This window comes from Aeromicrobium sp. HA (genome assembly GCF_027171405.1).
GTDB lineage: Bacteria > Actinomycetota > Actinomycetes > Propionibacteriales > Nocardioidaceae > Aeromicrobium > Aeromicrobium tamlense.
Genome location: NZ_CP114372.1, coordinates 342,615 through 356,449 on the forward strand (window position 1 = coordinate 342,615; position 13,835 = coordinate 356,449).

The 13,835-nt window shown below is 71.8% G+C and carries 12 protein-coding genes; 9 read left to right on the top strand and 3 right to left on the bottom strand.

Features of this window, described 5'->3' with window-relative positions; all coding sequences use genetic code 11:
• Positions 1-56 precede the first annotated feature (56 nt).
• From O3S82_RS01735 to O3S82_RS01750, 4 genes are all read left to right on the top strand, one after another.
• Positions 57-1,304, top strand: coding sequence for a glycosyltransferase family 4 protein (locus O3S82_RS01735; protein ID WP_269305088.1), 1,248 nt, complete (start codon positions 57-59; stop codon positions 1,302-1,304).
• Positions 1,291-2,004, top strand: a complete 714-nt coding sequence (locus tag O3S82_RS01740; protein WP_179426727.1) for a class I SAM-dependent methyltransferase — start codon at positions 1,291-1,293, stop codon at positions 2,002-2,004. Before O3S82_RS01735 ends, O3S82_RS01740 begins: the two co-directional genes overlap by 14 nt.
• Before the next feature lie 103 nt (positions 2,005-2,107).
• Positions 2,108-3,088: a prenyltransferase gene (locus tag O3S82_RS01745; RefSeq protein WP_269305091.1), complete on the top strand. Its 981-nt coding sequence runs from the start codon at positions 2,108-2,110 to the stop codon at positions 3,086-3,088.
• A gap of 108 nt (positions 3,089-3,196) precedes the next feature.
• The gene (locus O3S82_RS01750; protein ID WP_269305092.1) at positions 3,197-3,487 is read left to right on the top strand and encodes a hypothetical protein; all 291 of its coding nucleotides are present in this window, start codon (positions 3,197-3,199) and stop codon (positions 3,485-3,487) included.
• Positions 3,488-3,515: 28 nt separating this feature from the next.
• On the opposite strand, the gene O3S82_RS01755 is transcribed toward O3S82_RS01750, so the two are convergent.
• From O3S82_RS01755 to O3S82_RS01765, 3 genes are all read right to left on the bottom strand, one after another.
• The gene (locus O3S82_RS01755) at positions 3,516-4,664 is read right to left on the bottom strand and encodes a zinc-binding dehydrogenase (RefSeq protein ID WP_269305094.1); all 1,149 of its coding nucleotides are present in this window, start codon (positions 4,662-4,664) and stop codon (positions 3,516-3,518) included.
• On the bottom strand, positions 4,661-6,133 hold the full coding sequence (locus O3S82_RS01760) for a flavin-containing monooxygenase (RefSeq protein ID WP_269305096.1): 1,473 nt from the start codon (positions 6,131-6,133) through the stop codon (positions 4,661-4,663). The genes O3S82_RS01755 and O3S82_RS01760 overlap by 4 nt, the downstream gene beginning before the upstream one ends.
• 171 nt (positions 6,134-6,304) lie before the next feature.
• On the bottom strand, positions 6,305-7,945 hold the full coding sequence (locus O3S82_RS01765) for a GDSL-type esterase/lipase family protein (protein ID WP_269305098.1): 1,641 nt from the start codon (positions 7,943-7,945) through the stop codon (positions 6,305-6,307).
• Positions 7,946-8,024: 79 nt separating this feature from the next.
• On the opposite strand from O3S82_RS01765, the gene O3S82_RS01770 reads away from it, so the two are divergent.
• From O3S82_RS01770 to clpB, 5 genes are all read left to right on the top strand, one after another.
• The gene (locus tag O3S82_RS01770) at positions 8,025-8,654 is read left to right on the top strand and encodes a class I SAM-dependent methyltransferase (protein WP_269305100.1); all 630 of its coding nucleotides are present in this window, start codon (positions 8,025-8,027) and stop codon (positions 8,652-8,654) included.
• A 120-nt stretch (positions 8,655-8,774) separates the two neighbouring features.
• Entirely contained in the window at positions 8,775-9,227 is a 453-nt protein-coding gene (locus O3S82_RS01775; RefSeq protein ID WP_179426713.1) for a PTS sugar transporter subunit IIA, read from the top strand.
• 16 nt (positions 9,228-9,243) lie between these two features.
• Positions 9,244-9,519 (top strand): PTS sugar transporter subunit IIB, encoded by a 276-nt coding sequence (locus O3S82_RS01780; protein ID WP_179426711.1) that lies wholly within the window; start codon positions 9,244-9,246, stop codon positions 9,517-9,519.
• A 34-nt stretch (positions 9,520-9,553) separates the two neighbouring features.
• Positions 9,554-11,047 carry a PTS ascorbate transporter subunit IIC gene (locus O3S82_RS01785; protein WP_179426709.1) on the top strand — a complete coding sequence of 498 codons (1,494 nt, stop codon included), beginning with the start codon at positions 9,554-9,556 and terminating at the stop codon, positions 11,045-11,047.
• 125 nt (positions 11,048-11,172) lie between these two features.
• Entirely contained in the window at positions 11,173-13,761 is a 2,589-nt protein-coding gene (gene clpB / locus O3S82_RS01790) for an ATP-dependent chaperone ClpB (RefSeq protein WP_179426707.1), read from the top strand.
• Positions 13,762-13,835: the final 74 nt, after the last annotated feature.

A 13,835-nucleotide genomic window follows, 5' to 3' on the forward strand; every position in this document is an offset into this window, starting at 1 on the left:
CCGACTCGCGTGTGACCCGGCACAATGGGTTACCGACGAGTACCCGAGGAGGCCGCGTGCGGATTGCACTGTTGTCGTACCGCAGCAAGCAGCACAGCGGTGGGCAGGGCGTCTACGTCCGCAACCTCAGCGCCGGACTGGCCGAGCTCGGGCACGAGGTCACGATCTTCTCGGGCCAGCCGTACCCCGAGGACCTGCACCCGGACGTCCGCCTCGAGAAGGTGCCGAGTCTCGACCTCTACCGCGACGACGACCCGTTCCGCACGCCGCGGCTGCGCGAGTTCCGCGACTGGATCGACGTGCTGGAGTACCTGCAGATGGTCACCGCCGCGTTCCCCGAGCCGCTGACGTTCAGCCTCCGCGCGCGCCGCCTCGACCTCTCGGGCTTCGACGTCGTGCACGACAACCAGTCGCTCGGCTACGGGCTGCTCTCGATCAACAAGCGCCAGCCGTTCCTGGCCACGATCCACCACCCGATCAGCCGCGACCGCGCGCTCGACATCGCGGCCGCGCCGCTGCGCAAGCAGGTGACGACGCGGCGCTGGTACGCCTTCGTGCGCATGCAGGCCTTCGTGGCGCGGCGGATCCGCACGATCCTCGGCGTCTCCACGGCCTCGGCGGGCGACACCGTCACCGACTTCCGCCTCGACCCCGACCAGATGACCGTGGTCCCGCTCGGCGTCGACACCGACCTCTTCAGCCCGCCGGAGTCCCGCGTGCCCGGCCGCATCGTCGTGGTCGCCAGCGCCGACTCGCCGCTCAAGGGCCTCGCGCACTTCATGGACGCCGCCGCGAAGCTGGCCACCGATCGTGAGATCGACGTGCAGCTGGTCTCGAACCTCGACCCCGAGGGCGCCGCGCACCAGCGCATCCACCACGGCGACCTCGCCGGCATCGTCACGGTGCACAGCGGCATCTCCGACGAGGGGCTCGCCGCGCTGATCTCGTCCGCCGAGGTCATGGTCGTCCCGTCGCTGTACGAGGGCTTCAGCCTGCCCGCCGTCGAAGCGATGTCGTGCGGCACGCCGCTCGTGGCCAGTGCCGCGGGCGCGCTGCCCGAGGTCGTCGGCGACGCCGGCGTGCTCGTGCCGCCCGGCGACGTCGACGCGCTCGTCACCGAGGTGGGTCGCCTGCTCGACGACCCCGTCGAGCGCGCCCGGCTGTCCGGCGTCGCCCGCAGCCGCGCGATCGAGCGCTTCAGCTGGCTCGCCGTCGCCCGCGCCACCACGCAGGCCTATGAGAAGGTGATCGCCGATCACCGCGCTGCACCCCGGGACGGAAGGAATCCCCATGCTGACCGTTGACTTCGACCGCCTCCGGGTGGGCCGCGGCACGCGCTTCATCGACGTGGGCGCCGGCGCCGGCCGCCACTCCTACGAGGCCCTGCGCCGGGGTGCGCACGTCACCGCGTTCGACCTCGACGAGGTCGAGCTCAAGGGCGTCGAGGACATGTTCGGCGCGATGGCGCTCGAGGGCGAGGTCCCGCCGGGCGGCAGCGGCGAGGTGCAGGTCGGCACGATCCTCGACATGCCCTACGAGGACGGCACGTTCGACGTCGTGCTCGCCTCGGAGATCCTCGAGCACGTGCCCGAGGACGTGCAGGCGATCAGCGAGCTCGAGCGCATCCTCGCGCCCGGCGGCGTCCTGGCCGTCACGGTGCCGCGATGGATGCCCGAGGCGGTCTGCTGGAGGCTCTCGGACGAGTACCACGCGAACGAGGGCGGCCACATCCGTATCTACAAGGCCGACGAGCTGCGCGCGAAGCTGGAGGCCACGGGCCTGCGGTTCACGCACCAGCACCACGCCCACGCGTTGCACTCGCCGTACTGGTGGATCAAGTGCGCCGTCGGCGTCGAGCGCGACCAGCACCCCCTCGTGCGCGGCTACCACCAGCTGCTGGTGTGGGACATGATGAAGGCCCCCCGCACCACCCGCTGGGCCGAGAAGGCCCTCAACCCCGTGCTCGGCAAGAGCGTGGCCCTGTACTTCCAGAAGCCCTTCTGATGCAGCCCGCGTCCTCGCCCCCTCCCCACTTGTGGAACGGGTTGAACGCCTTCGCGCCTCAGAACGGTGCACCCCGTTCCAGAAGTGGAGCGAGGCGCGCGCGGTGACGCCCACCGAGGCCCACCAGACGGGCAAATGGATCGCGTCGGTCCAGCTGAGCACCGGGGCGATCCCGTGGTTCGACGGCGGTCACCTCGACCCGTGGGACCACGTGCAGGCCGCGATGGGCCTGGCCACCGCCGGGTTCGTCGACGAGGCCGTCGCGGCCTACGACTGGCTCCGCCATGCGCAGCGGCCCGACGGCTCGTGGGGCCGCAAGTACTGGCCGGGCGCCGACGACGACGGCGTCGAGGAGCCCGAGACCGACGCCAACTACTGCGCCTACGTCGCCACCGGCCTGTTCCACCTCGAACTGCTGGGCGTCGACGCGAGCCGCTTCCTGCCGATGCTGGAGCGCGCGGTCGACGTCGTGCTCGAGCTCCAGGTGGGGAGCGGTCCCGTCGCGTGGGCCCGCGGCGTCGACGGCAAGGTCGCCGGCGAGTGCCTCGTCACCGGCAACTCGAGCATCGTGTTCAGCCTGCGGTGCGCCGCCCGTCTCGCCGAGACGTGGGGCCACCCGCGCCCGCACTGGCGGCACGCGGCCGACGGGATCGCGGCGGCTCTCGTCGATCGTCCCGAGCTGTTCACGCCCAAGCCTCGGTTCTCGATGGACTGGTACTACCCGGTGATGACGGGCGTGCTCGACGGCGAGGCCGCGGCCGCTCGCCTCGACGAGCGGTGGGACGAGTTCGTCGTCCCCGGCTTCGGCACGCGCTGCGTCACCGTGAACCCGTGGGTCACCGGCGGCGAGACCCTCGAGCTCGTGCTCGCCCTCGTGCGCGCCGGCCGCACCGCCGCGGCCGAGAGTCTCTACGCCGACATCGGCCACCTGCGCGATCCCGACGGCGCCTGGTGGACGGGCCTGGTCTACAACGACGGCAAGCGCTGGCCCGTCGAGCAGTCCACGTGGACCGCCGGCACCGCCCTGCTCGCCCACGACGCCCTGACCGGCGCCACGCCCGCCGCCGGGTTCATGGGCCGCTGACGCCAGTCCGTCGAACGGCCTGACAGCGGACGATCGCGCTGCGATCCTTCGTGGATGGTGGAGATCAGCGCGAGCGTCCGAACGGCCGCGCTTCCGTGGGCTTCCACCGTGGCGCAAGTCGTCCTCTGTGTCGTGGCCATGGTCCTGGCGGCGCGCGGCCATCCCGTGTGGGCCATCGCGGTGATGGCCGTGGTCCTCGGGTCTTGCCTGCTGCCCGGCCCCGACGACGACGCGCTCACTCGGTGGTTCCACGTCGTGAGAGCCGCGGTGGCTCTGGGCGTCGTCAGCGCGGGCTTCCTCGACGCTTCCCGCCTCCTCGAGATCCTGCTGGTCTGCCTGCTCGCGGTGTGCTTCCTCGAGGGGTCGGTGCTGGAGTGGCTACGGCGTCGGCGAGCGTGACAGTTTCCCCAGGCAACCGGGGGAACCGTCAGCGCCGCGGGTCGATGAGGATCTTCGCGTGGTGCTCGGCGCCGGCGAGGTCGTCGAAGGCCTGGGCCACGCCGTCGAGGCCGACGGTGCCGGTGTGCAGGGGACTGGGGTCGACGCGGCCGTCGGCGATCATCTCGAGCGTCTCGTGGAACTCGTGCGGCTGGTAGCAGAACACGAATCGCAGGTCGAGCTCCTTGTTGACCGCCATCGTCGGGCGGAACGTGTCGGGCTCCATGCACACGCCCACGACGATGATCCGCGACCGGATCGGCGCGTGCGTGACGAGGTCCTCGATGATCCCCGGGACGCCGACGCACTCGAACACCACCGGCCCTCGCGGCGTCTGGCCCGCCCGCTCGGCGAGTCGCATGACGCGCTTCCACGGCACCCAGCGCACGCGCCGCAGCATCCGCATCGCGTCGATGCCCTGCCCGAAGTAGTCGGGCGCGGAGGTCAGGTGCGTGGCCGGGCGCTTGTACGCGTCCCACGGCGACCGGACCGCCGGGTCGACCACGACGTCGGCGCCGCACCGCTCGGCGAGCACGCGCCGGCCCGCCGAGTAGTCGCTCGCGACCACCGTGCGCACGCCGGCCGCCTTCAGCATGAGGATCACGGCGAGCCCGATCGGACCGCAGCCCACGACCAGCGCGACCTCCTTGCGACCGATCTCGCTGCGGTTCACCGCGTGGTGCGCCACCGCGAGCGGCTCGGTCATCGCGACGTGGTCGGGGTCGGCGTGCGACGGCACCTCGAACGTCATCGCCTCCTGGGTCAGCACGTACTCGGCGTAGCCGCCGGGCGCGCGCTCGGACAGGCCCGTCATGTCGACCTGCCCCTCGCTCTGCAGGACCGGCAGGGCCACGACAGGCGTCCCCACGGGCCATCGCCTGCGGCACTTCGGCCCGTACGCGGCGACCGTGCCGGTGAACTCGTGCCCCATCACCACGTGGTCGGCGCGTCGCATGAAGCGGTCGTAGTCGACCTCGGCCGCGACGTCGGCGCTCGCGTCGGCGTGCATGCGGGCGTGCAGGTCCGAGCCGCAGATGCCCGAGCGCGTGACCGCGACGAGGACCTGGCCAGGTCCGGGCTCGGGGGTCGGCAGGTCGACGACGGACAGCTCGCCCTCGTGGACGCTGACCGCCTTCACGCCCCGACCTCCGCCCGGTCGGCCGCGGTCGTCCACACGAGGCCGTCGTCGAGGTCGGCCCGGTTCGTCGACCACGAGTCGACGAGGAAGTTCTGCTTGAACGACCACGGGTACGAGGCGGCCGCGCGCGGCATGAGGTGGGCGCCACGCTGCAGGTAGCCGGACTGCATGTCCATGAGCGGCGTGGACGCGCCCGTGCCCGAGAACTCCGGCACGACCGACGTGGACCCGGAGTCGACCAGCCGGCGCAGCACCTTCGCCACGAGTCGCGACGTCATGTCAGAGCGCATCGTCCACGACAGGTTGATGTAGCCGACGCAGAAGGCCAGGTTGGGTAGTCCCGTCAGCATCGCGCCGTAGTAGGCGAAGGAGTCCGAGGGGTCGCGGAGCTCGCCGTCGACCGTGATCCGCGCGCCGCCGAGGATCTTGATCGACAGGCCCGTCGCGGTGACGACGATGTCGGCCGGCAGCACGGTGCCGTCCTCGAGCCGGACGCCCTCGGGCACGAAGCGGTCGATGCGTGCCGTGGCGACCGAGGCCTTGCCGGCCTTGATCGCCGCGAAGATGTCGCCCTGCGGCGTGACGCACAGGCGCTGGTCCCACGGATCGTACGGCGGGTTGAAGTGCTGCTGCGCGATCTCCTCCGAGCCGGTGCCGTGCGCGACGCCCTTGAGCAGCAGCGACCGCATCGCCTTCGGCGCGCGCTGGCAGGCCTGGAAGAGCGCCCACTGGAGCAGCATGTTCTTCGTGCGGACCACGTGGTGGGCCACGGTCGGCGGCGCCACCTTCCGGACGACGTCGGCGATCGGGTCGCCCTTCGGCTGGGCCAGCAGGTAGCTCGGCGTGCGCTGGAGCATCGTCACGTGCTCGGCGGTCTCGGCCATGGCGGGCACGATCGTCACGGCGGTGGCGCCGCTGCCGATCACGACGACCCGCCGGCCGGTGTGGTCGAGGTCCTCGGGCCAGAACTGCGGGTGCACGAGGGTGCCCTCGAAGTCGTCGACGCCGGCGAACCCGGGGTCGTACGGCTGGTCGTAGTCGTAGTAGCCGGTGCACGCGACGAGGAACCGCGCCGACCACTCCTCGGCGCCGTCGGGGCCCTCGGCCTGCACGGTCCAGCGCGCGTCGGCGGACGACCAGTCGGCCGCCTCGACGCGCCGCCCGAACGAGATGTGGCGGTCGATCCCGGCCTCGCGGGCCGTGTCCTCGAGGTACTCCAGGATCTGGTCGCCGTCGACGATCGCGTCCTTGCCGCGCCACGGCCGGAACGGGAACGCGAGGGTGAAGAAGTCCGAGTCGGAGCGCACGCCCGGGTAGCGGAACAGGTCCCACGTGCCGCCGATCCGCTCGCGTCGCTCGACGATCGCGTAGGTCAGGTCGGGACACGCCTGCTGGATCCGGTAGGCCATGTTGATGCCGGAGAGGCCGGCTCCGACGATGAGGACGTCGACGTCGCGTTGCGTGGTCATGGACCGATTGTGGCCTGCGTCACGCCGTTGCGGGAGCACCTCCGGCAGACCCGTCCCCGCGCCCCCTCCGCGAGGGGCGCAGAAACGCCGCCACTCGCCGAGTGGCGGGCGCCATCGCGCCACTCGCGACCCTGGTTGGCGCCGCTCGGCGCGCCAGCCTCGGCGGCGGCGTCAGCGCACGGTGAGGCGGGCGGTGCGCAGCGTGCGGTCGGAGCCGCGGGTGCCGGGGGCGTCGAGCGCCCGCACCTTGACCGTCGCGGTGCCGCGCTTGAGGCCCGGCAGCGAGAAGCGGTGGTAGAAGCCGAGCCTCGTGCGGGTGGCGGTGCGGGTCCAGGAGCGGCTGCCCTGGGTGACGTGCACCCGGATCCGCACGCCCTTGGTCTCCGCGTCGGTGTCCACCGCGCGACCGCGCACGGCCAGCAGGCCCTTCTTCGCGCTCAGGCCGGTGACGAGGCCGCGCGGGCCGCCGTCGGTGCGCGTGAACCGCAGGAACGCGCGCGGGTAGGAGGTGCCGGCGTACCGGACCGAGCGGAACGTGCCCCGGCTCGTCAGCTCGGTGACGACGACCCAGGAGTTGTTGTGCGCGACGCTCTCGACGACGGCGAGGTGCCCCCGCGAGGTGGCTCCGACGCCGGCAGGTGCGCTGAGCCACCACGCGATGTCGCCCCGCTGCGGCTGCGCGACCTGGGCGGCGGCGCGCTCCTTCAGGGCGGCGGTGCGCCACGTGCGCGGCGTGGTCGAGGTCAGCACGGGCGCCGAGCGGACGCCCTGGCTCAGCCGGAACGCGGCGTAGTGCGTGGAGGTGCGGGGGGCCGCGCCCCAGATCCGGCGCGTCACCCTCTCGTGGCCGCGGGTGGACGTCTTCGCGGCGCGGCAGGCGCTGACGCCCGTGCACAGTACCTTCGCGTGCGAGGGGACCGGGGCGTGCTGCGCGGCGCGTGAGCCGATCATCGTGGCGAGGTCGGACGAGCGCACCACCCACGCACCGAGCGTGGTGGCGCCGGCGGCGTTCGGGTGGATCGCGTCGATGGTCTCGCGACGGACGAGCGAGGGCAGCGTGATCCAGGTGAAGCCGCGCGCCTTCGCGAGTGCCTCGTAGAGCGTGGAGGTGGCCACCTTGCCGGCACCGTCGGACGAGCCCCACGGGGTCATAACGTAGACGCGCGAGCGGGCGATGCCCTGCCGGTCGACTGCACGGGCCAGCGCGACGAAGTAGCTCTGGGCCGCGGCGCGGCGCTCCGCGGCGGTGGCCACGACCCGCGCACCCCCGCGGCAGCGGCGGACGTCGTTGCGCCCGACCTCGACGATGACGACGTCGGGTTCGGTGGCGGCCACGTCGCCCAGCCGGTCGCCGAACGTGGTGCCCGAGCACGGCACGAGCGTGGAGCCGAAGCCGCGGGCCAGCAGACCGCTGCCGCCCTCGGCGCTGACCATGACCACGCTCGCGGGGATGCCGGCGGCCTCGGCGACGTGTGCCCACCAGGCCTTCGGCCGACTCTGCGTGCCCTTGACGCTGTAGCGCCGCGTGCTGGAGAAGGAGTCGCCGAACACGAGGACGCGGGCGTGGCGTGCGGAGGGGGCGCCGGGGTTCGGCAGCGTGACCTCGCCGCCGTCGTCGACCGCGCCGCCGTCGCCCTGCGGCACGGTCGGGGTGGTCGTGGGAGCCGTGGTCGGCAGCGTCGGCTCGGGCGCGGGAGCCGTGGTGGCGACGGGGTCGGGGACGGGGGCGTCATCGGCCGTGGCGGGGGACGCTGCGAGCATCGACACCGCGACGGCGACGGCAGCCGTCAGGCTCCAGGGGCGTCGAGTCACCGGATGATGGTACGCGAGATCTGGAGCCCCTCCTGCCACTGTGGCCACACTCCCGCGCGAGGGTCGTAGAGTGCGGCGGGTGAACGCGCTCCCCGAGGAACTGTCCCGCATCGCCGACGAGGTCCGCGGCTTCCTCCCCGAGGTCGAGGCGCAGGCGCTGCGGGACGCGGCGGCACGCTTCGCGACGCCGGGCGGCGTGATCGTCGAGATCGGCACGTACTGCGGCAAGTCCACGGTCCACCTGGGCCACGTCGCGCGCGAGGCCGGCGCCACGCTCGTCACGATCGACCACCACCGCGGCTCCGAGGAGCACCAGGTCGGCTGGGAGTACCACGACGCCTCGCTCGTCGACCCCGAGACGGGCGCCTTCGACACCCTCCCCGTGCTGCGCCGCACGCTCTGGGCGGCGCAGCTCGAGGACGTCGTCGTCCCGATGGTGGGTCGCTCGGCCACGATCTCGGCCTGGTGGCGCACGCCCGCCGACCTCGTCTTCATCGACGGCGGCCATACCGAGGAGGCCGCGCAGGCCGACTACGCGGGCTGGGCGCCGTGGGTCCGTCCCGGCGGCGCGCTGGCCATCCACGACGTCTTCCCGGACCCGGCCGACGGCGGTCAGGCCCCCTTCCACATCTACGAGCGGGCGCTGGCCGACGGCTTCGTCGAGGTGGGCCACACCGACAGCCTGCGCGTGCTGCAACGCCCGGCCTGATCCGCCGTCCGGGGTCGGCCGCGGCGACACTCCGACATATGCCTAGGGTTAGGCAAAACAGACCCGGGGCGCGCTACGCTCCACTCAGCCGTCCCGCCGTGGGACGAAAGGGGCCGCCCCGTGACACTCAACGACGAGCTCACCGAAGACGCGATCGCCGTGCGCGCCGAGGCGTCCGACTGGCGTGACGCCGTCCGCCAGGCCGGCGCACTGCTCACCGCCGTCGGCGTGACCACCGACGAGTACACCGACGAGATGGTCCAGACGGTCGAGAAGCTCGGCCCCTACATCGTGCTCGCGCCCGGCATCGCCCTGGCGCACTCGCGCCCCTCTCCGGCCGTCAACCGCGCGGGCATCGCGTGGCTGCAGCTGGCCGAGCCCGTCGAGTTCGGCCACCAGACGAACGACCCCGTGTGGCTCGTCGTCGCCCTGGCCGCGCTCGACCACGACGGACACCTCGGGTTGATGTCCGCCCTCGCCGCCGTCCTGGGCGACACCGACCTGCTCGCCAGGCTCCGCGAGGCCGATTCGCCGGCCCGCGTCCTGGAGCTGCTCACCCCCACCACCCCCTGAACGAAGGACCATCGTCATGAAGATCGTCGCCGTGTGCGGTATGGGCATCGGAACCTCGGTGCTGCTCAAGATGAACGCCGAGAAGGTCCTGCGGACCCTCGGCAAGGACCAGGACGTCGACGTCGAGGCCGCCGACATCGGCACGGCCAAGGGTGCCGCACGCACCGCCGACATCGTCCTGACGTCGGCCGACCTGGCCGACGAGATCGGTGACGTGCCGGCCAAGGTCGTCATCGTCAACAACTTCACCGACGTCGGCGAGATCGCCGAGAAGCTGACTCCGCTCGTCTGACGAGCCTGAAAGAACGGAACCAAGGGAGAACGACATGGACTGGTTCGTCGACGTACTCGACTTCATCGGACAACAGATCCTCAACGTGCCGGCGTACCTCATCGGCATCATCACGGCGATCGGCCTCATCGCGCTCAAGCGCTCCAGCGGACAGGTGATCGGCGGTGGCCTCAAGGCCGCGCTCGGCTTCCTGATCCTCGGTGCCGGCGCGAACGTGGTCATCGCCTCGCTCGGCCCGCTGGGCGAGATCATCCTCGACGTCACCGGCGCCCAGGGCGTCATCCCGACGAACGAGGTCATCACCGCGATGGCGGCCGAGCAGTACGGCGCGCAGAGCGCGTACGTGCTGACGCTGGGCTTCCTGGTGATGCTGGCGCTCGCGCGGTTCACGCCGCTGAGCTACATCTTCCTCACCGGCCACCACATGGTCTTCATGTCGCTCATGCTGACCGTCGTGCTGTCGGTGGGCCTCGACGACAAGAACGACTGGCTCGTCGTCCTCGTGGGCGCGTTCCTGCTCGGCGTCATCATGGTCGTCATGCCGGCGCTCGCGCAGCCGTGGACCCGCAAGATCACCGGCGACGACTCGCTGGCGATCGGCCACTTCGGCACGCTGGGCTACATCGCGGCCGGCGCCACCGGCCAGGCCGTGGGCAAGCGCAGCCGCTCCACCGAGGAGATCAACTTCCCGCAGGGCCTGAAGTTCCTGCGCGACTCGATGGTCGCCACCGCGCTGTCGATGGTCCTGATCTACGAGGTCTTCGTGGTCTGGGGCCTCATCGCGAGCCCGGACAACACCAAGGAGCTCCTCGGCGCCGCCGATGCGGGCGCCGCCGTGATGGCCGGCTTCGGCCAGGCGCTGCAGTTCGGCGTCGGCGTCGCGATCATCCTCTACGGTGTCCGCACCGTGCTGGGCGAGCTCGTCCCCGCCTTCCAGGGCATCGCCGAGAAGGTCGTCCCCGGTGCCAAGCCGGCGCTCGACATCCCGATCGTGTTCCCGTTCGGCGCCAACGCCGTGCTGATCGGCTTCCTGGCCTCGTTCGCCGGTGGCCTCGCGACGCTGGCGCTGCTGGCCGTGTGGCTGGAGCCGGCGTTCGGCCTGGCGCTGATCCTGCCGGGCATGGTGCCGCACTTCTTCACCGGTGGTGGTGCCGGCGTCTACGGCAACGCCACGGGTGGCCGCAAGGGCGCGGTCGTCGGCGGCTTCGTCAACGGCGTGCTCATCACGATCCTGCCGGCGCTGCTGCTGGAGGTCTTCGGCGAGCTCGGCTTCGCGAACTCCACCTTCGGCGACGCGGACTTCGGCTGGTTCGGCACGCTGCTCGGCTCGAGCCTGCTGGCCGGCCCGGGCATCGGCATCGTCCTGTGCATCCTGATCGGCATCGCGCTGGTCGTCGCGGCCTCGGTCTACCAGGTCAAGGTCGTCGACGCGGGCTGGACGCCGGGCGCGAAGCGCGACGAGATCCTCGCGGAGGAGGACGCCGCGGCGCGTGCCGCCGCGGAGAAGCAGACTCCCGCGAAGGAGTAGCTGCACGCGGTTCCACGACGGCCCGTCCCGGCTCCGGGGCGGGCCGTCGTGCGTCGTGGGACGGGATGTGACGCAGATCCAAGGTTGAGTGGAATGGACTCAACTTTGTTATGGTTGACCTTGACATGGACCTGAACCACCTCACCACGCGTAGTCAGCAGGCCCTCGCTGCCTCGATGCAGCAGGCCGCTGCCGCCGGCAACCCCACCGTGGAGCCGGCGCACCTGCTCCGAGCCCTGCTCACCCAGCAGGGCGGTACCGCGGCACCGCTGCTCACCGCAGCGGGCGCCGACGTCGATGCCGTGCTGACCGAGACCGATGCGGTGATCAGCCGGCTCCCCAGTGCCAGCGGCTCCACCGTGGGCAACCCCCAGCTCGCGCGCGCCACCCACGAGGCGCTGCAGCGCGCGATCGACCTCGCCGGCGAGCTGGGCGACGAGTTCGTCTCCAGCGAGCACCTCGTCGTCGGCATCGCCACGGTCGGCGGTCCGGCGCAGCAGCTGCTGGCCGCCCGCGGCGCCACCCCCGAGACGCTCACCGCGGCGTTCGAGTCGGTGCGCGGCGGCGCCCGCGTCACCAGCCAGGACGCCGAGGACCAGTACCAGTCGCTGGAGAAGTACGGCATCGACCTGACCGCGCTCGCCCGCGAGGGCAAGCTCGACCCCGTGATCGGCCGCGACGCCGAGATCCGGCGCGTCGTCCAGGTGCTCAGCCGCCGCACGAAGAACAACCCCGTGCTGATCGGCGAGCCCGGCGTCGGCAAGACCGCCGTCGTCGAGGGCCTCGCCCAGCGCATCATCGACGGCGACGTGCCCGAGTCGTTGCGCGGCCGCCGCTTGGTCAGCCTCGACCTCGGCGCGATGGTCGCGGGCGCGAAGTACCGCGGCGAGTTCGAGGAGCGCCTCAAGGCCGTGCTCGCCGAGATCAAGGAGAGCAACGGCCAGGTCGTCACCTTCATCGACGAGCTGCACACCGTCGTCGGCGCCGGTGCCACCGGCGACTCGGCGATGGACGCCGGCAACATGCTCAAGCCGATGCTGGCACGCGGCGAGCTGCGGATGATCGGCGCGACCACCCTCGACGAGTACCGCGAGTCGATCGAGAAGGACCCCGCGCTGGAGCGCCGCTTCCAGCAGGTCTACGTCGGCGAGCCCAGCGTCGAGGACACGATCGCGATCCTGCGCGGCCTCAAGGAGAAGTACGAGGCCCACCACAAGGTCGAGATCGCCGACGCCGCCCTCGTGGCCGCGGCCACGCTGTCGCACCGGTACATCCCGGGCCGTCAGCTGCCCGACAAGGCGATCGACCTCATCGACGAGGCGTCCAGCCGGCTGCGCATGGAGATCGACTCCAGCCCCGTCGAGATCGACGAGCTCCGCCGCGGCGTGGACCGCCTCAAGATGGAGGAGCTGCACCTGCAGAACGAGAAGGACGAGGCCAGTCAGGAGCGCCTGGCGAAGCTGCGTCAGGAGCTCGCGGACAAGCAGGAGACGCTGCGCTCGCTCGAGCAGCGGTGGGAGGCCGAGAAGCAGGGCCTCAATGCCGTCGGCGAGATCAAGGAGCGCATCGACGAGGCGCGCATCGCCGCCGAGCGGGCCCAGCGCGAGGGCGACATGGCCACCGCGAGCCGCCTGCTCTACGGCGAGATTCCGCAGATGGAGCAGCAGCTCGCCGACGCACAGGCCGCGGAGGCCTCGGCCGCCGACGACCGCATGGTGCACGAGGAGGTCGGCTCCGACGACATCGCCGAGGTGGTGGCGTCGTGGACCGGCATTCCCACCGGGCGCCTGCTCGAGGGTGAGACCGAGAAGCTGCTGCACATGGAGGACGAGCTCGGCAAGCGGCTCGTCGGCCAGCGCGACGCGGTGCGTGCCGTGTCCGACGCGGTGCGCCGGGCGCGCGCCGGGGTCTCCGATCCCGACCGTCCCACCGGGTCGTTCCTGTTCCTGGGCCCCACGGGCGTGGGCAAGACCGAGCTGGCGAAGTCGCTCGCGGACTTCCTGTTCGACGACGAGCGCGCGATCGTGCGCATCGACATGAGCGAGTACGGCGAGAAGCACTCCGTCGCGCGGCTCGTCGGTGCCCCTCCGGGCTACGTCGGCTACGACGAGGGCGGCCAGCTGACCGAGGCCGTGCGGCGCCGTCCGTACTCGGTGGTGCTGCTCGACGAGGTCGAGAAGGCCCACCCCGAGGTCTTCGACATCCTGCTGCAGGTGCTCGACGATGGTCGGCTCACCGACGGCCAGGGCCGCACGGTGGACTTCCGCAACGTCATCTTGATCCTGACGTCGAACCTCGGCTCCTCGTTCCTCGTCGATCCGGCGCTGGACGACCAGCAGAAGCGCGACCAGGTCATGGACGTCGTCAAGATGGCCTTCAAGCCCGAGTTCCTCAACCGGCTCGACGAGGTCGTCATGTTCGACGCCCTCGGCGTGGAGGACCTGACGCACATCGTCGACCTGCAGCTGGCCTCGCTCGAGCAGCGGCTCGCCGCCCGGCGGATCTCGCTCGACGTGACCGACGCGGCCAAGGAGTGGCTGGCGCTCACCGGCTGGGACCCGGCCTACGGCGCCCGTCCGCTGCGCCGCCTCGTGCAGCAGGCGATCGGCGACCGGCTCGCCCGCGAGCTGCTGGCGGGCGAGGTCCGCGACGGCGACACGGTCCTGGTCGACCGCGTCCCCGACGCCGACGAGCTCGTCGTGCGGCGGGCCTGACACCCGCCGCCACCCACCGGCGCCTCCTCGGAATCTCCCCGGGGAGGCGCCGGACTCGGTGGTGGGGGTGTCAG

Coding starts and splice junctions, on each gene's coding strand:
- O3S82_RS01760 (WP_269305096.1), bottom strand. CDS start 6,133: ATGACCACGCAACGCGACGTCGACGTCCTCATCGTCGGAGCCGGCCTC.
- O3S82_RS01780 (WP_179426711.1), top strand. CDS start 9,244: ATGAAGATCGTCGCCGTGTGCGGTATGGGCATCGGAACCTCGGTGCTG.
- clpB (WP_179426707.1), top strand. CDS start 11,173: ATGGACCTGAACCACCTCACCACGCGTAGTCAGCAGGCCCTCGCTGCC.
- O3S82_RS01785 (WP_179426709.1), top strand. CDS start 9,554: ATGGACTGGTTCGTCGACGTACTCGACTTCATCGGACAACAGATCCTC.
- O3S82_RS01740 (WP_179426727.1), top strand. CDS start 1,291: ATGCTGACCGTTGACTTCGACCGCCTCCGGGTGGGCCGCGGCACGCGC.